This is a genomic window from Pseudoflavonifractor gallinarum (genome assembly GCF_014982855.1).
GTDB lineage: Bacteria > Bacillota > Clostridia > Oscillospirales > Oscillospiraceae > Pseudoflavonifractor_A > Pseudoflavonifractor_A gallinarum.
On sequence record NZ_JADCKF010000010.1, the window covers coordinates 129,786 to 149,327 of the forward strand.

20 protein-coding genes and 2 tRNA genes are annotated in these 19,542 nt (G+C 65.0%); 14 read left to right on the forward strand and 8 right to left on the reverse strand.

The window, feature by feature from the left end:
- Positions 1 to 20 precede the first annotated feature (20 nt).
- The 3 genes from INF37_RS15760 to INF37_RS11815 all read left to right on the forward strand — a co-directional run bounded on the left by INF37_RS15760 (position 21) and on the right by INF37_RS11815 (position 2,803).
- The gene (locus INF37_RS15760) at positions 21 to 1,247 is read left to right on the forward strand and encodes an S-layer homology domain-containing protein (RefSeq protein ID WP_235964317.1); all 1,227 of its coding nucleotides are present in this window, start codon (positions 21 to 23) and stop codon (positions 1,245 to 1,247) included.
- Positions 1,168 to 2,100 (forward strand): hypothetical protein, encoded by a 933-nt coding sequence (locus tag INF37_RS15765; protein WP_235964318.1) that lies wholly within the window; start codon positions 1,168 to 1,170, stop codon positions 2,098 to 2,100. The genes INF37_RS15760 and INF37_RS15765 overlap by 80 nt, the downstream gene beginning before the upstream one ends.
- A gap of 79 nt (positions 2,101 to 2,179) precedes the next feature.
- On the forward strand, positions 2,180 to 2,803 hold the full coding sequence (locus INF37_RS11815) for a LexA family protein (RefSeq protein WP_186963690.1): 624 nt from the start codon (positions 2,180 to 2,182) through the stop codon (positions 2,801 to 2,803).
- Between the two features lie 260 nt (positions 2,804 to 3,063).
- Here the strand turns inward: INF37_RS11815 and INF37_RS11820 are convergent.
- The 3 genes from INF37_RS11820 to INF37_RS11830 all read right to left on the reverse strand — a co-directional run bounded on the left by INF37_RS11820 (position 3,064) and on the right by INF37_RS11830 (position 4,153).
- Positions 3,064 to 3,151 (reverse strand) — tRNA-Leu (locus tag INF37_RS11820).
- A 74-nt stretch (positions 3,152 to 3,225) separates the two neighbouring features.
- On the reverse strand, positions 3,226 to 3,996 hold the full coding sequence (gene yaaA, locus INF37_RS11825; protein WP_193538472.1) for a peroxide stress protein YaaA: 771 nt from the start codon (positions 3,994 to 3,996) through the stop codon (positions 3,226 to 3,228).
- Positions 3,997 to 4,069: 73 nt separating this feature from the next.
- Positions 4,070 to 4,153 (reverse strand) — tRNA-Leu (locus INF37_RS11830).
- A gap of 172 nt (positions 4,154 to 4,325) precedes the next feature.
- Between INF37_RS11830 and INF37_RS11835 the strand changes: the two genes are divergently transcribed.
- The 3 genes from INF37_RS11835 to INF37_RS11845 all read left to right on the forward strand — a co-directional run bounded on the left by INF37_RS11835 (position 4,326) and on the right by INF37_RS11845 (position 7,504).
- A complete protein-coding gene (locus INF37_RS11835) occupies positions 4,326 to 4,781 on the forward strand; it encodes an AlbA family DNA-binding domain-containing protein (RefSeq protein ID WP_193538474.1) in 456 nt (151 codons plus the stop codon).
- A gap of 48 nt (positions 4,782 to 4,829) precedes the next feature.
- Positions 4,830 to 5,390, forward strand: coding sequence for a TetR/AcrR family transcriptional regulator (locus INF37_RS11840; protein ID WP_101692886.1), 561 nt, complete (start codon positions 4,830 to 4,832; stop codon positions 5,388 to 5,390).
- Between the two features lie 143 nt (positions 5,391 to 5,533).
- Positions 5,534 to 7,504, forward strand: coding sequence for an oleate hydratase (locus INF37_RS11845; RefSeq protein WP_193538476.1), 1,971 nt, complete (start codon positions 5,534 to 5,536; stop codon positions 7,502 to 7,504).
- A 114-nt stretch (positions 7,505 to 7,618) separates the two neighbouring features.
- On the opposite strand, the gene INF37_RS11850 is transcribed toward INF37_RS11845, so the two are convergent.
- Positions 7,619 to 8,251 (reverse strand): TetR/AcrR family transcriptional regulator, encoded by a 633-nt coding sequence (locus tag INF37_RS11850; RefSeq protein WP_193538478.1) that lies wholly within the window; start codon positions 8,249 to 8,251, stop codon positions 7,619 to 7,621.
- Positions 8,248 to 9,489, reverse strand: coding sequence for a cation:proton antiporter (locus INF37_RS11855; protein ID WP_193538481.1), 1,242 nt, complete (start codon positions 9,487 to 9,489; stop codon positions 8,248 to 8,250). Before INF37_RS11855 ends, INF37_RS11850 begins: the two co-directional genes overlap by 4 nt.
- A 328-nt stretch (positions 9,490 to 9,817) precedes the next feature.
- Between INF37_RS11855 and larE the strand changes: the two genes are divergently transcribed.
- The 8 genes from larE (at position 9,818) to INF37_RS11895 (ending at position 17,757) form a co-directional block, all read left to right on the forward strand.
- Positions 9,818 to 10,573, forward strand: coding sequence for an ATP-dependent sacrificial sulfur transferase LarE (gene larE, locus INF37_RS11860; RefSeq protein ID WP_193538483.1), 756 nt, complete (start codon positions 9,818 to 9,820; stop codon positions 10,571 to 10,573).
- Between the two features lie 13 nt (positions 10,574 to 10,586).
- Positions 10,587 to 11,351, forward strand: a complete 765-nt coding sequence (gene larB, locus INF37_RS11865) for a nickel pincer cofactor biosynthesis protein LarB (RefSeq protein WP_101692881.1) — start codon at positions 10,587 to 10,589, stop codon at positions 11,349 to 11,351.
- Position 11,352: 1 nt separating this feature from the next.
- Positions 11,353 to 12,723: a nickel pincer cofactor biosynthesis protein LarC gene (gene larC, locus INF37_RS11870; protein ID WP_193538485.1), complete on the forward strand. Its 1,371-nt coding sequence runs from the start codon at positions 11,353 to 11,355 to the stop codon at positions 12,721 to 12,723.
- A gap of 14 nt (positions 12,724 to 12,737) precedes the next feature.
- Entirely contained in the window at positions 12,738 to 14,351 is a 1,614-nt protein-coding gene (locus INF37_RS11875; RefSeq protein WP_193538487.1) for an ABC transporter substrate-binding protein, read from the forward strand.
- Between the two features lie 79 nt (positions 14,352 to 14,430).
- Positions 14,431 to 15,384 carry an ABC transporter permease gene (locus tag INF37_RS11880; RefSeq protein WP_193538519.1) on the forward strand — a complete coding sequence of 318 codons (954 nt, stop codon included), beginning with the start codon at positions 14,431 to 14,433 and terminating at the stop codon, positions 15,382 to 15,384.
- A complete protein-coding gene (locus tag INF37_RS11885) occupies positions 15,381 to 16,202 on the forward strand; it encodes an ABC transporter permease (RefSeq protein WP_101692878.1) in 822 nt (273 codons plus the stop codon). Before INF37_RS11880 ends, INF37_RS11885 begins: the two co-directional genes overlap by 4 nt.
- Positions 16,203 to 16,219: 17 nt before the next feature.
- The gene (locus INF37_RS11890; RefSeq protein ID WP_193538489.1) at positions 16,220 to 17,155 is read left to right on the forward strand and encodes an ABC transporter ATP-binding protein; all 936 of its coding nucleotides are present in this window, start codon (positions 16,220 to 16,222) and stop codon (positions 17,153 to 17,155) included.
- Positions 17,152 to 17,757 (forward strand): ABC transporter ATP-binding protein, encoded by a 606-nt coding sequence (locus tag INF37_RS11895; protein ID WP_193538491.1) that lies wholly within the window; start codon positions 17,152 to 17,154, stop codon positions 17,755 to 17,757. The genes INF37_RS11890 and INF37_RS11895 overlap by 4 nt, the downstream gene beginning before the upstream one ends.
- A 48-nt stretch (positions 17,758 to 17,805) precedes the next feature.
- Here the strand turns inward: INF37_RS11895 and rbr are convergent, their stop codons facing one another.
- The 3 genes from rbr to INF37_RS11910 all read right to left on the reverse strand — a co-directional run bounded on the left by rbr (position 17,806) and on the right by INF37_RS11910 (position 19,376).
- A complete protein-coding gene (gene rbr / locus INF37_RS11900; RefSeq protein WP_101692876.1) occupies positions 17,806 to 18,339 on the reverse strand; it encodes a rubrerythrin in 534 nt (177 codons plus the stop codon).
- Between the two features lie 108 nt (positions 18,340 to 18,447).
- On the reverse strand, positions 18,448 to 18,834 hold the full coding sequence (locus tag INF37_RS11905; RefSeq protein WP_101692875.1) for a desulfoferrodoxin family protein: 387 nt from the start codon (positions 18,832 to 18,834) through the stop codon (positions 18,448 to 18,450).
- A 158-nt stretch (positions 18,835 to 18,992) separates the two neighbouring features.
- Positions 18,993 to 19,376, reverse strand: coding sequence for a Fur family transcriptional regulator (locus INF37_RS11910; RefSeq protein WP_101692874.1), 384 nt, complete (start codon positions 19,374 to 19,376; stop codon positions 18,993 to 18,995).
- Between the last annotated feature and the right edge of the window lie 166 nt (positions 19,377 to 19,542).

Here is a 19,542-nt window from a genome sequence, read left to right on the forward strand (position 1 = left end):
CAAACTAAGAGGTGTATCCAATGAAACAGCGAATCCTCTCCGCCGTTCTGGCGGCCGCCCTGTGCCTGGGTATCATCGGCGTGGTGGGTCTCTCCCTCCCCGCACAGGCCGCCGGCTTCTCCGACATCGGGGACGCCGACGTCTCCGAGGCGGTATCCGTCCTGTCCAGCCTGGGCATTGTCTCGGGCTACTCCGACGGGACCTTCCGCCCCTCCGAGACCCTGACCCGCGCCCAGTTCGCCACCCTCGCCGTCCTCGCCGAGGGGCACGGCGATCAGGTGGCCGAGAGCGCATACCGCACCCTCTTCTCCGACCTGCCCGCCTCTCACTGGGCCGCCCCCTATGTGAATCTGGCCCAGAGCGAGGGGCTCATCAGCGGCTACGGCAACGGCCGCTTCGGCCCGGATGACCCGGTCACCATCGGGCAGGCCGTCACCATCGTCCTGCGCCTGATGGGCTACGGGGAGGAGGACGTGGCCCCCTTCTGGCCCCAGGACTATCTGAGCAAGGGGGCCGATCTGGGGCTCCTGGAGGGCGTGCGCCCCCAGGCGGATGCCGCTATGACCCGGGGCGAGGCCGCCCTCCTGCTCTATGCCATGCTCCAGAGCAGCTGCAAGGACGGAACGTCCTACGTGGAGAAGCTGGCCCATTCCATCGTCTCCGACGCGGTCCTCCTCCAGAACGACGACACCTCCCCCTCCGGTGAGGTCCACACCGCCCAGGTCTATGCCGGAAACAGCGGCCTGACCTGGTACACCCAGGACACCGCCCTCCCCGATACCCTGCTCAACCGCCGGGGGACCCTTCTGCTGAACGAGAGCGGCGCGGTCTCCGGCTTCCTCCCGGATGAGAGCACGGTGCGCACCCTCTCCCTGGCCGAGGCCAAGGCCGACCGGCTCGTGGATGAGAGCGGCGCCAGCTATACCCTGTCCAGCGCGGTGACACTGGTCCTGGACGACACCGTCACCACCTACGGCGAGGCCTGGTATGAGCTGGACGGGCGGGAGACCGTCACCCTCTACTACAGCGCCTCCGGCAGCGTCAATCTGGTCACCGCCTCCGAGACCAAGCGGTATGACGGGGCCGTGCTCACCGGCTACTACCGAAAACGTCCTCCCCAATGCCTCCAACCCCACCTCGATCACCCTGCTGGGGGAGACCTACCCGGTGGCCGAGGAGGGGGTGAGCGCCCTGGCCCAGTTCCGGGTGGGGGACCGGATCACCGTCTCCTTCAACGGCTCCGGTGAGATCGTGGACGCCTGCTCTCCCTCCGAGCACAGCGCCGTCATGATCGGTCTGGTGACCGAGACCGGGAACTCCTGTTCCGTGGCCCTCTCCAACGGGCTCACCGCCTCCGGGAGCTGCTCCGACACCACCTTTGCGGTGGGTGACCTGGTGCGGGTGAGCGCCTCTAGTCTGGGGACCCTCTCCCTCTCCCAGGTCTCGGCCGGCACCTCCTCCGCCGCCCTTCAGGTGGCGGAGCGGACCCTGGGGAGCACCCCTCTGGCCGAGGACGTGGTGCTCTATGACCGGGTGGGCAAGACCCACGCCGTCCAGATCGCTCTGGAAGACCTGCTGGTGGACTCTGTTCCCGCCTCCCGCATCCTCTACACGGCAACCAACTCCGCCGGGGAGATCGACGTGCTGGTACTGGACGATGTGACGGGAGACGCCTATACCTACGGCATCTTCTCCTCCGGCACCAAGACCGAGGGCAACGGAACCATGCAGGTGACCAACCGCACGGTGGCCGTGGAGAACAGCGCCGGTCTCTCCCAGGAGTGCCTGACCGGCACGGCGGTCCCCGACGGCCAGGTGGGCGGACTGGTCCCCTCCAGCGACGGCCGGGTGGCCGGACTTCTGGTCCTGGAGGAGGTGGAGGACGTCTCCCGCTCCGCCTTTGACGGCACCGACACGGTGACCCTGTCCGGCGCGGCGGTCCCCATCAGCGACCAGGTACAGGTGTACAACACGGACAACGGGCAGTGGATCTCCCTCGCCCAGGCCAAGGCCTACACCGATACCTTTACCGTCTATTACAGCGGCACCCTGGGAACCGACGCCAAAGTGCGGGTCATCCTGACGCAGTCCCTCTCCTGATTCTTTTTAAGATTCTCTCTTGCCATCTCTGTTTGGAAAATGTATAATCAAGATACTTTCAGAGAAAGGATGATCCACCATGACCATGGGCCAGCGCATCCGTGACCTCCGCAAAGCCGCAGGCCTCTCCCAGGAGGAGCTGGGCCTCCAGGTAGGGGTCAAAAAGGCCGCCATCCACAAATATGAGAGCGGTCTGGTCGTCAACCTCAAGCAGGCCACCATCGAGAAGCTCGCCGCCGCCCTGCACACCACCCCCGCCTACCTGCTGGGTCTGGACACCCCCTCCCTCCCCGAGGGGGCCCTCCCCTATCACCCCACCCAGCGCATCCCCATCCTGGGCCGGATCTCCGCCGGCATGCCCATCTATGCCGAGCAGAACATCGAGGGCTACACCGTCACCGACCTGAACGGCGGCGCGGAGTACTTTGCCCTCCGGGTGTCCGGGGACAGCATGAACGCCATCGGGATCAACGACGGCTACCTCATCATCGTCCGCCGCCAGGAGAGTGTGGAAAACGGCGAGGTGGCGGTGGTCCTGGTGGGGGACGAAAACGCCACGGTCAAGCGCTTCTACGCCACCGACAGCACGGTCACCCTCATGCCCCAGTCCACCAATCCCATCCACCAGCCCCAGATCTACGATCTGCACCGCACCCGCATCCAGGTGCTGGGCAAGGTGGTCAAGGTGGAATTTCTCCTCTAATACCGCCAATCGCGCAAAAAAAGCAGGGTACCTTTTGCGGGTACCCTGCTCTTTGTATCGGGGAGAAAGAAAAAGAAGGAGCTCCGGCCTTCCGGCCGGCGGCGCGTTTGCGCCGTACAAGCGTTTTGCCGCAGGCAAAACCTTGGCGGAGGGCGAATTCATTTCGCCCGAGCATTTCCATCACCGGAGGGTGGAGCCGCCCCAGGGGCGGCGAAACCCAAAAAGAAAGACATCTGCCCAAAAGCAGATGTCTTTCTTTTTGGTGCACGAGGCGGGACTTGAACCCGCACGTGCGTAATGCACACTAGAACCTGAATCTAGCGAGTCTGCCAATTCCACCACTCGTGCGTCTCTGCGCTGTGCACCGCTCAGCGCAGGTAATATATTACCACACCGGTTTTCGCTTGTCAACTACTTTTTTCTTATTTTTTCTTCTTTTCCTGCCCGGACTCCTCCCGCAGGAAAACCAGCCGGTTTTCCGTGGAGTCCTGGGGGGAGTAATGGTAGGAGAGCCGGTCAAACGCCTTGGCCTCTTCCGGGGACTCGGCCCCCCGCTCGGCCAGGAAGCGGACCATCTCGCCCCGGGCCATCTTCACGTGGACGCTCTTTTCCACGATCTTCTCCCCCACCCGCTCGCCAAAGACGCATTTGACCACCCGCACGCCCTCGGGCAGGTGGCGGACCACTCCCTTGCCATACTCCCAGGAGGAGAGATCCAGCAGCACCCGCTCCCCCTCCAGGGCGGCCCGGGCCAGCTTGTCCCCCCAGAAGTCATACAGATCCCGGCAGAAGGGGGTCTTGAGCCGGGTCCCCATCTCCAGCCGGTAGGGAGTCACCGCGTCCAGAGGGCGCAGCACGCCGTACAGCCCGGACAGGATGCGCAGATGCTCCTGCACATAGGTATAGTAGGCCCCTTCAAAGACCCGGGGGGCCATATACTGATATTGGATGCCGTCATAGGCCAGCAGGGCCGGGGTGGATGCCCGCTCCAGGTCCATCTGCTGATAGCGCGCCCAGTTGAGGGCCGCGATCTTCTCGTTGCAGCCCATGAGCGCGCGCAGCTCCTCCAGGGAGAGGCCGCGCAGGTAGTCCGCCAGCTGTCCGGCCTCGGCCAGATACTGGGGCAGACCGGCTGGGGCCAGGGTGTCCCCCTCTTCCCGCATCTGCTTGGCCGGGGAAAGGATGATCCGCACGGCAAAGCCCTCCTTTGTCACGTTTTCAGAATGATAAAAAAATCGGAGCAAGCGATGAAAGCTTGCTCCGACGTGGTGCGGATGACGGGACTTGAACCCGTACGTCATGGACACACGCACCTCAAACGTGCCTGTCTACCAGTTCCAGCACATCCGCATGTTGTGCTGTCCTCTTCAGAACGCTTGTTTATTATAGCTTCCCATGCAGCATTTGTCAATGGTCTTTTTTCAAGTTTTTAAAAAATTTTCCTGACCCTTGTCCTCCCCCCTCCGCTCCTGTATACTGAGTGCAGAGTAAGACCACACCGTTTGGAAAGAAGGGGATTTCCATGTTTTCTCTGGATCGGATCGAGACCTACCGGGAAAACGCCCGTCTGGAGGCCAAGCTGGCCACCGGTGGGCTGCCCGAGAGCCTCTGGGAGACCTACTCCGCCTTTGCCAACTCCTACGGGGGCGTCATCCTGCTGGGGGTGGAGGAGCGGAGCGACCACTCCCTGCGCATCCAGGGCCTGCTGGACGCCCAGGAGATGCTGGAGGAATTCCTCACCCGGGTGCAGGACCCCCAGACCGTCAGCGCCGACCTGGTGTCGGAGGAGCGGGCCCGGGTGGAGTCCACCCCCCACGGGGACATCATCGTCATCGAGGTGCCCTGGGCCGAGGACGCCCTCCGCCCGGTCTATGTGGGCCGGGATCCCTACCACGGCACCTACCGCCGGGAGGGGGAGGCCGACCTGCGCTGTTCCCCCGCCGAGGTGGAGGCCATGCTGGAGGGGCGGCAGGGCTGAGGTTTCCTCTCTTTTCGACCGGACCCAGCGGGGAGGCGCATTTCTACTATGTCAACCATTACCAAACAGGCGCTGGAGGCGTCCCTCAAGCAGATGATGCTGAAAAAGCCTCTGGACAAGATCACCATCCGCGACATCACCGAGGCGTGCGGCATCAGCCGCATGACCTTTTACTACCACTTTAAAGACATCTACGACCTGGTGGAGTGGGTGTGCGTGGAGGATGCGTCCCGGGCCCTCCAGGGCAAAAAGACCTACGACACCTGGCAGGAGGGGCTTGCCCAGATCTTTGAGGCGGTGCTGGAGAACAAGCCCTTTGTCCTCAACGCCTTCCGCTGCATCAGCCGGGACCAGATGGAGCGCTTCCTCTTCCACCTGACCTACGGACTGATCCGGGGCGTGGTGGACGAAAAGAGCCAGGGCAAACCCATCTCGGAGGAGGACAAGGCCTTTATCGCCGAGTTCTACAAGTACAGCTTCGTGGGTATCCTGCTGGACTGGATCCGCCAGGGCATGAGCGAGGACTACCAGACCATCGTGCGCAAGGTCAGCGCCACCATGCACGGAACCATCGCAAACGCCATTGAAAACTTTACCGCACAGCGGTGATTTTTGTACAAACGGGGCCGGATGATCAAAAACCGATCATCCGGCCCCGTTTGTCCATGGTGTTTCCCGCCCGGAACGGGTAAGATACAGACACATTCCAAACGAGCTCCGCCCTGCGGAGCCCCATGAAAGGCGGATCATCTATGGCAAAACACATCGGAAAATGGACTGCGGCAGCCGCCGGTCTCGCGGGCGCGGGCGCGGCGGTCGTCCTGGCAAAGAAGGCGGCCCAGAGCCGCACCACCCCGGAGGGAGCCTCCGCTGGGGAGCGCGGAGAGTACCGGAACACCGAGCTGGGCCGGCAGGCGAAAAACAGCAAGGGCATCTACTACTCCAACGGAAACTACGAGGCCTTCGCCCGCCCCGAGAAGCCCGCCGGCGTGGAGGAAAAGCACGCCTACCTGGTGGGCAGCGGCCTGGCCTCCCTGGCCGCCGCCTGCTTCTTGGTGCGGGACGGACAGATGCCCGGTTCCCACATCCACATCCTGGAGTCCATGGACGTGGCCGGCGGCGCCTGCGACGGCATCTACGATCCCGGACGGGGCTACATCATGCGGGGCGGCCGGGAGATGGAGAACCATTTCGAGTGCCTGTGGGATCTGTTCCGCTCCATCCCCTCGCTGGAGAAGCCCGGGGCCTCCGTGCTGGATGAGTTCTACTGGCTCAACAAGCATGACCCCAACTACTCCCTGTGCCGGGCCACCGTGAACCGGGGCCAGGACGCCCACACCGACGGCAAGTTCGACCTGAGCCAGAAGGCCTGCATGGAGATCGTCAAGCTCTTCATGACCCCGGACGAGGACCTCTACGACAAGACCATCGAGGACGTCTTTGACGAGGAGGTCTTTGACTCCACCTTCTGGCTGTACTGGCGCACCATGTTCGCCTTTGAGAACTGGCACTCCGCCCTGGAGATGAAGCTCTACTTCCAGCGCTTCATCCACCACATCGCGGGCTTACCCGACTTCAGCGCCCTGAAATTCACCCGCTACAACCAGTACGAGTCCCTCATCCTCCCCATGCAGCGCTATCTGGAGGAGGCCGGGGTGGACTTCCGCTTCGGCACGGAAGTGACCAACGTGCTCTTCACCATCCAGGGCGGCAAAAAGACGGCCACCGCCATCGAGTGCAAGGTCAACGGCGTGGAGCAGGGCATCGTCCTCACCGAGAACGACCTGGTCTTTGTGACCAACGGCTCCTGCACCGAGGGCACCATCTACGGCGACCAGGACCACGCCCCCAACGGGGACGCCGAGATGCGCACCAGCGGCTGCTGGAACCTGTGGAAAAACATCGCCAGGCAGGACCCCAGCTTCGGCCGTCCGGAGAAGTTCTGCTCGGACATCTCCAAGACCAACTGGGAGTCGGCCACCATCACCACCCTGGATGACAAGATCCTGCCCTATATCACCAACATCTGCAAGCGGGACCCCCGGACCGGAAAGGTGGTCACCGGCGGCATCGTCAGCTGCCGGGACTCCAAGTGGCTGCTCAGCTGGACCATCAACCGCCAGGGCCAGTTCAAGGAGCAGGACCCCGAGCAGGTCTGCGTCTGGGTCTACGGCCTGTTCACCGACGTGCCGGGCGACTATGTGAAAAAGCCTATGCGGGAGTGTACCGGCCGGGAGATCACCCAGGAGTGGCTCTACCACATCGGCGTGCCGGTGGACCAGATCCCCCGGCTGGCCGATGAGAGCGCGGTGTGCGTGCCCACCATGATGCCCTATATCACCGCCTTCTTCATGCCTCGGACCAAAGGGGACCGCCCCGACGTGATCCCCGACGGCTGCGTGAACTTCGCCTTCCTGGGCCAGTTCGCCGACACCCCCCGGGACACCGTGTTCACCACCGAGTACTCCGTGCGCACCGCCATGGAGGCCGTCTACGGCCTGCTGGGCGTGGACCGCGGCGTGCCCGAGGTGTGGGGCAGCGTCTACGATGTGCGCGCCCTGCTGGACAGCTCCGTGTGCCTGATGGACGGCCGCTCTCCCCTGGAGATCGAGCTGCCCGGCCCCCTGAACCTGCTGAAAAAGCCCCTGCTCAAGGCCGTGCAGGGCACCGTGGTGGAAAAGCTGCTGCGGGACCACAACATCCTGCGGGACGGTATGCTGTAATTTCCTCCCCCAACAGAACACACGCCCCCGGAAGCCATGGCTTCCGGGGGCGTTTCGCATGAGGAGCACGTTCGGCATGTGTCTCAAAGAGGCTCTTTTCCCTAAGTCACAAAACTATACTTGATCGGCAGACTGCCGCAGGACGCCGAAGAGGATCAGGTCCAGCATCTCCGCCCCCACGCCCAGCACGGTGTGGAGGTCTTGGCCCTCGCGCTCCTCCTGATAGTGGAGCAGCAGGCTGCGGAAGGAGGCCTCCGTGCTCTCCAGATACCGGATCACACGCTCGGGCTCCAGCCCCGGGCGGAGGGGCATAGTGCGCACCATCCGCTCCAGAAAGGCCCGGTTCATCCGGCGCAGGGGCTCCCACAGCGTCCAGATCTCCTCCCGCAGGTGCTCCGGGGGACGGAGCATGACGTTTTCAAAGATCCGCTTGCGCTCCGGGTGGTCCTGGAAATAGGACTCCCGCAGCAGGAAAAAGCGCTGGATGCTCCCCAGGGCATCCCCCTCCCCCAGCTGGGCCATCCCCGCCTCCACATGGGCGGTCAGCCGCTCAAAGGTGTCCCGGACGCACAGCAGGAACAGCTCATCCTTGCAGGAGTAGTAGTGGTACATCATGCCCTTGGAAATGCCGTGGTTTTTGCAGATCTGCTCCATATTGACGGCATCATAGTCCCGGCGCCCGAACTCCTCCAGGGCCGCCCGCAAGATCTCCTGTCTGCTGTGTTCCTGCCGCTCCTTTTGTGTCATGCGGTCAGACCTCCTTCTGCCTTGTGCAGCTCCCCGGCCCATTCAAAGCCCTTCTTGGCCGCAAATACGGCGATCACCTCGTTGATCACCGCCGCGGCCGCGATGGTCCCCTGGAGCATGGACGCAGACTCGGGCGCCGCGTTCTGCAGCACCGACACGGCGATGCCGGTGAACACCAGCGACACGCCCGAGTGGGGCAGCAGCGTCAAGCCCAGATAGCGCCGCACCGTCGCCGGCGCATGGGTGACCGCCGCGCCCAGATAGGCGCCGCTGTACTTCCCCACCGCCCGCGCCAGGATGTAGACCGCCGTATAGATCCCCGCGCCAAAGATAAGGTGGTAGTCCAGCGGCGCGCCCAGGTTCAGAATGACCACGATCATGGCAAAGCCGATGGCCGGGTTCACTACCTCCATCATACCATATAGCTTCTCCGTGTCAATGAGATTGGAGAAGGCGGTGGAGTAGGCCATGCCGATGAGCATGAAGTTCAGCACCGGAACGGGCAGCAGGCTGTTGATGAAAAAGCCCAGCCCCGCCGTGAGGAGCAGCATGGACCCCATCACCGCCAGCACGCCCGCCCGGCTGCGGACGCGGCGCATCAGAAGCCCGGCCGCCGCACCGGTCACGCCCCCCAGCACCACCGGCAGGAAGACCAGCAGCATCACCGCCGGCAGAGGGATGCCCACGGCGGACACCTGGGCCGAGACCAGGCCCATGACCACAAAGAACACCAGCGCCCCCACCAGATCGTCCAGGGCGGCCATGGGGATCAGGGTCTTGGTCACCGCTCCGTCGGTCTTCAGGTCCCGCACCACCGACAGCGAGGGGGCCGGCGCAGTGGCCAGCGCGATCCCCCCGAAGACGAAGGCCAGATAGACCGGCACCCCCGTGCAGGCAAAGAGCACACCAAAGACCAGACTCACCACCACAAAGGTCCCCAGGGACTCGGTGATGGTGGTGACCAGGATCCTGGGCCCGGCCTTTTTCATCTGCCTCCAGATCAGCTCGGTGCCGATCATCAGGCCGAACACGCTCTCCAGTATGCGCTCGGTCACATCGAACCACCCGGACTCCAGGACGGCCTCGTTCAGCAGGTCCAGCCCGTGGGGCCCGATCACCATGCCGGCGATCAGCCAGCCCAGAATGGCCGGCAATTTCAGTTTCGAGATCAGCTTGCCCGCGGCAAACGCCAGGAAGATGGAGACCAGCAGCCGCAGCACAGAAAACAAGAGGTCCATAGCAGTCTTCTCCTTTTTCAATTATAGACGATTCCGTCTGTTTTTCTCAGTATAGCACAAACAGACGACTCCGTCTGTAAATGAATTGTTAAGAATTTCCCCTGCCGTCCCACGATGGCTCTTGCCAAAACGCAATTTTTTCGGTATACTAAATAGAAGTCCGCAGAACGAAGCTGCGCGCCCCGGCAGGAAGCCGGGCAGATCGGCAGAAGCCGCCGCAGCCCTCCCGGACCTCCGTCCCCGCGTATTCTACGATTGTCGATACCAGGAAGGTATCTGTCCCCCGGAAGGAGGACAGATACCTTCTTTTTCTGTGAAAGGAGACTCTATGACACTGGAACAATTCTTCCACGACCACCCCAGAGCCGCCGTCGCCTTCTCGGGCGGCGTGGACTCCGCCTTTCTGCTCTGGGCCGCCCGGGCCTACGGCTGCGACGTGCACGCCTACTATGTGAGCACCGCCTTCCAGCCCGCCTTTGAGCGGGAGGACGCCCGCCGGCTGGCCCAGGAGCTGGGCGTGCCCATGACGGTCATCGAGACCGACGTCCTCGCCGTCCCCGAGGCCGCGGCCAACGGCCCCGACCGCTGCTACCACTGCAAGCGCTCCCTCTTCTCCCTGCTCTGGCAGCGGGCCCGCGCCGACGGCCACACCCTGCTCCTGGACGGCACCAACGCCTCGGACGACGCCGGGGACCGGCCCGGCATGCGGGCCCTGCGGGAGCTGGAGGTCCGCTCCCCCCTGCGGGAGTGCGGCCTGACCAAGGAAGAGGTCCGTGCCCGCTCCCGGGAGGCCGGGCTCTTCACCTGGGACAAGCCCGCCTATGCCTGTCTGGCCACCCGCATTCCCACCGGCACCCCCATCACCGCCGCCGATCTGGAGCGGGTGGAGCGGGCGGAGGACGCCCTCTTCGCCCTGGGCTTCTCCGACTTCCGGGTACGTCTCGCCGGCGGAGGCGCTCGCATTCAGATCCCGGCCGACCAGATGGAGGGCCTTCTCAAGCGCCGGGAGGAGATCCTGAAGCAGCTCGCCCCCCACTTCTCCGCGGTGCTGCTGGATCTGGACGCACGCACCCCCTCCCGCTGAGAAAGGAGTTTTTATGGACAACAAGCATGAGATCTTACAGCTCCTGCGCTCGGTAGCCTCCGGGGACACCTCCCCGGAGCAGGCCCTGCTGGAATTCAAACAGTCCCCCTTTGAGGACCTGGGGTATGCCAAGGTGGACTTCCACCGCAACATCCGCCAGGGGGCGGCCGAGGTCCTCTACGGCGCCGGCAAGACGCCGGAGCAGATCATCGGCATCGCCTCCGCCATGGGGGAGCGGGGCTGCCGCAACATCCTCATCACCCGCATGGAGGCCGACGCCGCCCGGCAGGTGGCCGACGCCCTCCCCCTGGAGTACCACCCCTCTCCCCGGCTGGGCATCGCCTTCCCCGGTCCCCGGACCTCTCTGGGCAACATCGTGGTGGCCACCGGCGGCACCAGCGACATGCCGGTGGCCGAGGAGGCCGCCCTCACCGCCGAGGCCATGGGCAACCAGGTCACCCGGCTCTACGACGTGGGGGTGGCGGGCCTCCACCGCCTGCTCTCCCGCCTGGACGTGCTCATGAGCGCCCGCTGCGTGGTGGCCGTGGCCGGGATGGAGGGGGCCCTCGCCTCCGTGGTGGGCGGTCTGGTGGACTGCCCCGTCATCGCCGTCCCCACCAGCGTGGGGTATGGAGCCAGCTTCGGGGGACTCTCCGCCCTGCTCTCCATGCTCAACTCCTGCGCGTCGGGCACCAGCGTGGTCAACATCGACAACGGCTTCGGGGCCGGGTATCTGGCCAGTATGATCAATCAAATGGAAGGTTTGGAGGAATCCTGAGATGAAAACACTGTATCTGGAATGCAATATGGGCGCGGCCGGCGATATGCTGCTCTCCGCCCTCTATGAGCTCCTGGAGGACAAAGAGGCCTTCCTGGACACCATGAACCACCTGCCCCTCCCCGGCGTGCACCTGGAGGCCGAGCGTGGCGTCACCTCGGGCATCGCGGGCACCCACATGCATGTGACCGTCCACGGCGTCGAGGAGGGGACCGATGGTCACGACCATCACCACGACCATGAGCACGAGCATGACCATGAGCATCATCATGACCACGACCACGAGCACGGTCATGAGCATCATCATGACCACGACCATGACCATGAGCACGATCATCACCACGACCATGAGCATGAGCATGACCATCACCATGACCACGACCACGAGCACGGCCATCACCATGACCATGACCACGGCCACGATCACCACCACGCCACCCCCGGCGCCATCGCCCATCTCATCGACCATCTGCCCCTCCCCCAGGAGGTGAAGGACCACGCCCGCGGGGTCTATGACGCCATCGCCCGGGCCGAGGCCCAGGCCCACGGCTGCCCGGTGGGCGACGTCCACTACCACGAGGTGGGCGCGCTGGACGCCGTGGCCGATGTGACGGGCGTGTGCTATGCCCTCCACCTGCTCCGGCCCGAGCGCATCGTGGTCTCCCCCATCCACGTGGGCAGCGGTACCGTCCGCTGCGCCCACGGCATCATGCCCGTCCCCGCGCCCGCCACCGCCGCCCTTCTCGCCGGGGTCCCCACCTACGGCGGGGCGGTCCAGGGCGAGCTGTGCACCCCCACCGGGGCCGCCCTTCTGGCCCATTTTGCCGACTCCTTCGGCCCCATGCCCGTGATGTGCACCCAGAAGGTGGGCTACGGCATCGGCACCAAGGTCTTTGAGCAGGCCAACTGCGTCCGGGCCTTCTGGGGCGAGAGCGCCGAGGAGGCCAACGGCGAGATCGTGGAGCTGGTGTGCAACATCGACGACATGACCGCCGAGTCCCTCTCCTTCGCCTGCGCCCGCCTGCTGGAGCTGGGCGCCCTGGACGTGTACACCCTGCCCGGGACCATGAAGAAGGGCCGCAGCGGCCAGGTGCTCACCGTCCTGTGCGCCCCCGAGCAGGAGGGCGACCTGGCCCGGCACATCCTCTCCCTCACCACCACCAACGGCCTGCGGGCCCGCCGGTGCGGGAAGTACTTCCTCACCCCCTCGGTCCGGGAGGCGGAGACCCCCTGGGGCGCGGTCCGGGTCAAGACCGCCCAGGGATACGGCGTGACCCACGTCAAGCCCGAATATGAGGATGTGGCCGCCCTGGCCCGCAGCCGCGGGGTCTCCCTGGAGGAGATGGCCCGGGACATCCTCCGCCACGTCTGATCCAGGAGGTCCTTATGTCCAAGAAATCCCTTCTCTCCCTGCTCCTCACCGCCGCCCTGGGGGCGGGCATCCTCACGGGCTGTCAGGGGACGGCTTCCCCCTCCCCCACGCCCGCCTCGTCCGCCGGGAAGGACTCGGTGGTCATCGCCATGGACACCAACTCCGAGCCGGCCGCCGGCTTCGACCCCGCCTTCGGCTGGGGCGCCGGGGAGCACGTCCATGAACCCCTCATCCAGAGCACCCTCACCGTCACCAAGCCCGACCTCACCATCGGCTACGACCTGGCCACCGGCTACTCGGTCAGCGACGACGGCCTCACCTGGACGGTCACCATCCGGGACGACGCCCGCTTCACCGACGGGGAGGCCCTCACCGCCGAGGACGTGGCCTTCACCTACAACACCGTGAAGGAGTCCAGCTCGGTCAACGACTTCACCATGCTGGACCGGGCCGAGGCGGTGGACGAGACCACCGTGGCCTTCCACATGAACACCCCCTTCTCCATCTGGCCCTACACCATGGCGGTGGTGGGCATCGTGCCGGAGCACGCCTATGACAGCGCCACCTACGGCCAGAATCCCATCGGCTCGGGCCGCTACGTCCTCAAGCAGTGGGACAAGGGCCAGCAGATCATCCTGGAGGCCAACCCCGACTACTACGGCGAGGCCCCCACCATCCGCCGCTTCACCATCCTCTTCCTGGAGGAGGACGCCGCCTTCCTGGCCGTCCAGGCCGGACAGGTGGACCTGGCCTACACCTCGGCCACCTACTCCGACCAGAGTGTGGCGGGGTATTCCCTCACGGCCTACCGCACCGTGGACAACCGGGGCTTCAACCTCCCCGCCGTCCCCGCCGGGACCGACGCCCAGGGCCAGGCCATCGGCAACGACTTCACCTCTGACGTCCTCGTCCGGCGGGCCATCAACATCGGCATCGACCGGGAGGAGATGATCGAGAACGTCCTCAACGGCTACGGCACCCCGGCGTACAGCGTGTGTGACCAGCTCCCCTGGTACAACCCCGCCTCCCAGGTGGAGTACGACCCCGAGGCGGCCGCCGCGCTGCTGGACGAGGCCGGCTGGACCCTGGGCAGCGACGGCATCCGGGAGCGGGATGGCGTGAAGGCCGAGCTCCATCTGCTCTATCCCAGCAGCGACTCGGTCCGCCAGGCCCTGTGCGCCGACTTCGCCCAGCAGCTCCAGGAGCTGGGCATCTCCACCTCCATCGAGGGGGTGGGCTGGGACACCGCCTATGACCGGGCCCAGTCCGAGCCCCTCATCTGGGGCTGGGGCGCCCACACCCCCATGGAGCTCTACAACATCTACCACACGTCGGCGGACACCGGCCTTGCCGGGTACTCCCCCTACGCCAACGCCGCCGTGGACTCCTACATGGACCAGGCCCTCCAGTGCACCGACCTGGAGACCTCCTACGAGCTCTGGCAGAAGGCCCAGTGGGACGGCTCCACCGGCGTCACCCAGGAGGGCGACACCCCCTGGGTGTGGCTGGTCAACGTGGATCACCTCTACTGGGTCCGGGAGGGGCTCCAGGTGGCCGAGCAGAAGATCCACCCCCACGGCCACGGCTGGTCCATCGTGAACAACGTGGACCAGTGGAGCTGGTCCTGATCCCCGGCGTTCTGCCGCTGCAAGAGGAGGCCTTTGTGTGAAACACCGTCTGCAATTTGCGGGCAAAAAACTCCTGCGCATGGCGCTGCTCCTGCTGGGCGTGAGTCTGGTGGCCTTTCTGCTCATGTCCCTCTCCCCTCTGGACCCCCTCCAGACCAACATGGGCCAGGCCGCCCTGGGCTCCATGAGTGAGGAGCAGATCCAGCGCCTCGAGGAGTACTGGGGGGTCAACGAGCCCCTCCCCCAGCGCTATCTGGGCTGGCTGTCCGACGCCCTCCGGCTGGACTTCGGCACCTCCCTGCTCTACCGCCAGCCCGTCATGGAGGTCATCGGGCAGCGCCTTGCGAGCTCCCTGGGCCTGATGGTCACGGCCTGGGTCCTGTCCGGCGTCCTGGGGGTGACCCTGGGCCTGCTGGCCGGGGCCACCCGGGGAAGGCTCCCCGACCGGCTCATCCGGGGGTACTGCCTGGTCATCTCCAGCACACCCGCCTTCTGGCTGGCCCTGCTGCTGCTGATGATCTTTTCGGTGTGGCTGGGCTGGCTCCCCATCGGGCTGGCCGTCCCCATCGGGATGGAGGCCTCCCAGGTCACCTGGCAGGACCTGCTCTCCCACGCCATCCTCCCCGCCGTGACCCTGAGCATCACGGGGGTGGCCAACATCGCCCTGCACACCCGGGAGAAGGTGGTGGACGTGCTGGATTCCGACTATGTCCTCTTCGCCCGGGCCCGGGGGGAGTCGGGACGGGCCATCCTGCTGCGCCACGGCCTGCGCAACATCCTGCTGCCCGCCATCACCCTCCAGTTCACCTCCATCAGTGAGATCATCGGGGGTTCGGTGCTGGTGGAGCAGGTCTTCTCCTACCCCGGTCTGGGACAGGCCGCCGTCACGGCGGGCCTGGGGAGCGATCTGCCCCTCCTGCTGGGCATCACCGTGGTCACCGCCGCCATCGTCTTTCTGGGGAGTCTGAGCGCAGACCTCCTCTACGGCGCGGTGGACCCCCGCATCCGAAGGGGGGTGGCCCGTCACTCATGAGCCGTTGGAATCAGCGCAAGCGCACCCTGGCCCTGCTGGGCTGCGCCGCCCTTCTCCTGTGCGCCGTCACCGTGGCCGGACTCTTGTTCCAGCCCCTGGCCATGGAGACCGACTTTGCAAACAAACAGCTCGCTCCCGGTCCCGGCCACTGGTTCGGCACCGACTGGATGGGCCGGGACATGCTGGCCCGCACCCTCACCGGCCTCTCCCTGAGCATCCGCATCGGCCTTCTCACCGCGGTGGTGAGCGCCCTCCTCTCGGTCCTTCTGGGGGTGACCGCCGCCCTGGGCCGCCGGGCCGACGCCGTGATCTCCTGGTGCATCGACCTCTTTCTGGGCATCCCCCATATCCTGCTGGTCATGCTCATCTCCCTGGCCTTCGGCCGGGGCTTTGTGGGGGTGGTGGCCGGTGTCTCCCTGAGCCACTGGCCCTCCCTGGCCCGGGTCATCCGGGGGGAGGTCCTCCAGCTGCGCCAGACCACCTATGTCCGCGCCGCCGAGCGCCTGGGCGTGCCCCGGGGCCGGATCATCCGGCGGCACATGCTCCCCCACCTGCTGCCCCAGTTCCTCACCGGGCTCATCCTCCAGTTCCCCCACGCCATCCTCCACGAGGCCAGCGTGACCTTCCTGGGGTTCGGCCTCTCGCCGGAGCAGCCCGCCATCGGGGTGATCCTGTCCGAGAGCATGCGCTACCTCACCACCGGGAAATGGTGGCTGGCCCTCTTCCCGGGGCTGTCCCTGGTGCTGGTGGTGCTGCTCTTCGCCGCGCTGGGGGAGGGTGTGCGCCGCCTGCTCCACCCCGCCAGCGCCCATCAATGAGGAAAGGAGGTTCCGCCATGGAACCGATTCTGGACGTGGAAGGACTCTCCATCTCCTTCCGGCAATACGACCGGGGCGCCCACCAGCGCACCCTCCCGGTGATCCACGACCTGTCCCTGTCCATCGCCCCGGGGCAGGTGGTGGCGGTGGTGGGCTCCAGCGGCTCGGGCAAGAGCCTGCTGGCCCACGCCCTTCTGGACATCCTCCCCGCCAACAGCGCCCGGGAGGGGGTCATCCGCTACCGGGGGGAGCCCCTCACCCCCGCCCGGACCGCCGCCCTGCGGGGGACGGAGATCGTGCTGGTCCCCCAGGGCGTGACCTATCTGGACCCCCTGATGAAGGTGGGGCCCCAGATCTGCAAGGGGCGGCGGGAGGGGCGCGTCCGGGAAGCCTGCCGGGCCGTCCTCGCCCGCTACGGCCTCCCCCCCGACACGGAGGAGCGCTATCCCTTTGAGCTCTCGGGCGGCATGGCCCGGCGGGTGCTCATCTCCACCGCCGTGATGGAGTCCCCCCGCCTGGTCATCGCCGACGAGCCCACCCCCGGCCTGGACGCCCGGGCCGCCGGGCGCATCCTGGGCCACTTTCGGGAGCTGGCCGACGGCGGGGCCGGGGTCCTCCTCATCACCCACGATCTGGAGCTGGCCCTCACCATCGCCGACCGGGTGGCCGTCCTCTACGCCGGCGAGACGGTGGAGGAGGCCGCCGCCGCAGACTTCACCACGCCGGGGGGCCTGCGCCACCCCTATACCCGGGCGCTCTGGGCGGCCCTCCCCCAGAACGGCTTCCGGCCCATCCCGGGCAGCCAGCCCGCCCCCGGCGAGATACCAACCGGGTGCCGCTTCGCCCCCCGCTGTCCCCGCTGCCGGGGGGACTGTCAGGAGACCCATCCGGCCTACCGCTCCTTCCGGGGCGGCATGGTCCGCTGTGATTTCCCCGGGGAGGTGATGGAATGAGTCTGGAAGCCAAAGATCTCACCTTCCGCTATCCCCGCCGGAGCCGGGGGAGCGTGCTGGAGGGGGTCTTCCTCACGGTGGAGCCCGGCGAACGGGTGGGGCTCTCCGCCCCCAGCGGCCGGGGCAAGACCACCCTGTGCAAGCTCCTCTCCGGCTATGAGCGACCCGACCGGGGGGAGGTCCTGCTGGACGGCCGCCCCCTCTCCTCCTACAAGGGCTTCTGCCCGGTGCAGATGATCTGGCAGCACCCGGAGACGGCGGTGGATCCCCTCCTCCGCCTGGGCGAGACCCTCTATGAGGCGGGACCGGTGGAGGACCGCCTGCTGGATGCCCTGCACATCCAGCCCGCCTGGCTGGAGCGCTATCCCCTGGAGCTCTCCGGCGGGGAGCTTCAGCGCTTCTGCATCGCCCGGGCCCTGCGGGAAGGGGTGCGCTACCTCCTGTGCGACGAGATCACCGCCATGCTGGATCTCATCACCCAGGCCCAGATCTGGGATTTCCTCCTGGAAGAGGCCCGGCAGAGAGAGCTGGGGCTGGTCATCGTCAGCCACAACACCCTCCTGCTGGAGCGGCTTTGCACCCGCATCCACCCACTGACATAAAAAAGCCTCCCGAACATGGTTCGGGAGGCTTTTTGCTGATTCAACCGATTAGTAATTCTTGCACTGGAGCTCGAAATAGGCGCGGGGATGGGCGCACACGGGGCAGACCTCGGGGGCCTCCTTGCTCACGTGCAGGTGGCCGCAGTTGCGGCACTTCCAGACGTAGACGTCGCCCTTCTGGAACACGGCGCCCTCTTCCAGGTTCTTCAGGAGAGCCAGGTAGCGCTCCTCGTGCTCCTTCTCGATCTTGCCCACGCCCTCGAACAGGAAGGCCAGACGCTCAAAACCCTCTTCCTTGGCGGTCTCGGCCATCTCACGGTACATCTGGGTCCATTCCTCGTTCTCGCCGGCGGCGGCGGACTTCAGGTTAGCGGCCGTATCGCCCAGCTCGCCCAGCTCCTTGAACCAGAGCTTGGCATGCTCCTTCTCATTGCCGGCGGTCTCTTCAAAGATGGCTGCGATCTGCTCAAAGCCCTCTTTCTTGGCCTTGCTGGCAAAGTAGGTATACTTGTTGCGGGCCATGCTCTCTCCGGCAAACGCCTTCCACAGATTGGCCTCGGTCTTGCTACCCTTCAGTTCCATAGTTCTGTCCTTCCTTTCTATTCTTTGATTCAAAATTTAGATCCGATCACAGGCGGTCAAAGCTTGCATTTTTGAGAAGCGGGCCGAACGGGTTCGGCCCGCTGGGCGTTAGCCTTCGCCCTTCCAGAAGCCGTGCAGGTTGCAGTACTCATAGGCCTCCACCTTCTCGTTCCGGGTGAAGGTCTTGAGCTCGGGCTCGTCCCCGGGCTGGGGGAAGCGGAAGGTCACGGTGTCGCCGGACACGGCCGCGATCAGATTGATATAGTGCTCCGGCAGCATGGGATGGGTCACGGAGCCCACCTTCACGGTGACGGAATAGCCGCTGCCGTGGGCGGTCTTCTCCACCACGGGGACGTGCTTCTCCAGAGCGCCGTCGGTGGTGTTGGGGACCAGCTCCTGCATGGGCTCGCCGCAGCAGACCACGGGCACGCCCTTGTCGACGACCTTGAACACGATGTTGCCGCAGTGGGCGCAGCGGTACAACTTCATTTCCATGATAAAATCCTCCTTAATAAAATGGTCAAATCTTTTCTCTCAGCTTCTCCAATTGTAACATTTTAACGGGCAAACTACAAGGGATAATGGTCAAATCTTTTCTCTCAGCTTCTCCAATCGTAACATTTTAACGGGCAAACTACAAGGGATACGGGGACTCAGTGGAGGGTCTTGCACTGGGCGCAGATCCCGTGGAAGAGCAGCTCATGTCTTGTGACCTGGTGCTCACTGTGGGCCAGGGCCTCCTCGTCCAGATCCGCCCGGTAGGGCAGGTCCATGTCATAGACCCCTCCGCACCGGTCGCACTGAAAATGGGGATGGGACTTGGTATTTGCGTCATATCGCTCCACGGGGAAGGCCATGCGGGTGATCCTTCCCTCATCTGCCATCAGATTCAGATTCCGGTAGACGGTCCCCAGGCTCAGGTTTGGATTTTCCGGTTTCAGCCACTGATAGATCATCTCGGCGGTGGGATGCTCGGTGGTCCCCATCAGGGCCTCATAGATCAGTTCACGTTGTCTGGAATAGCGTTTTCCTTTCATCGACCGTCTCCTTTCTTTAAATCAGTAATTATTACTGTTATTAATATAGCAGATGTGGCGCCGTTTGGCAAGCCCTAATTTTGAAAAACTTCCGGTATGAATGTCCCCGGTTTTGCGCAGACTAGCGTCAGATGCACATCTCAAGTATTTGAAACCATTGAGGAGG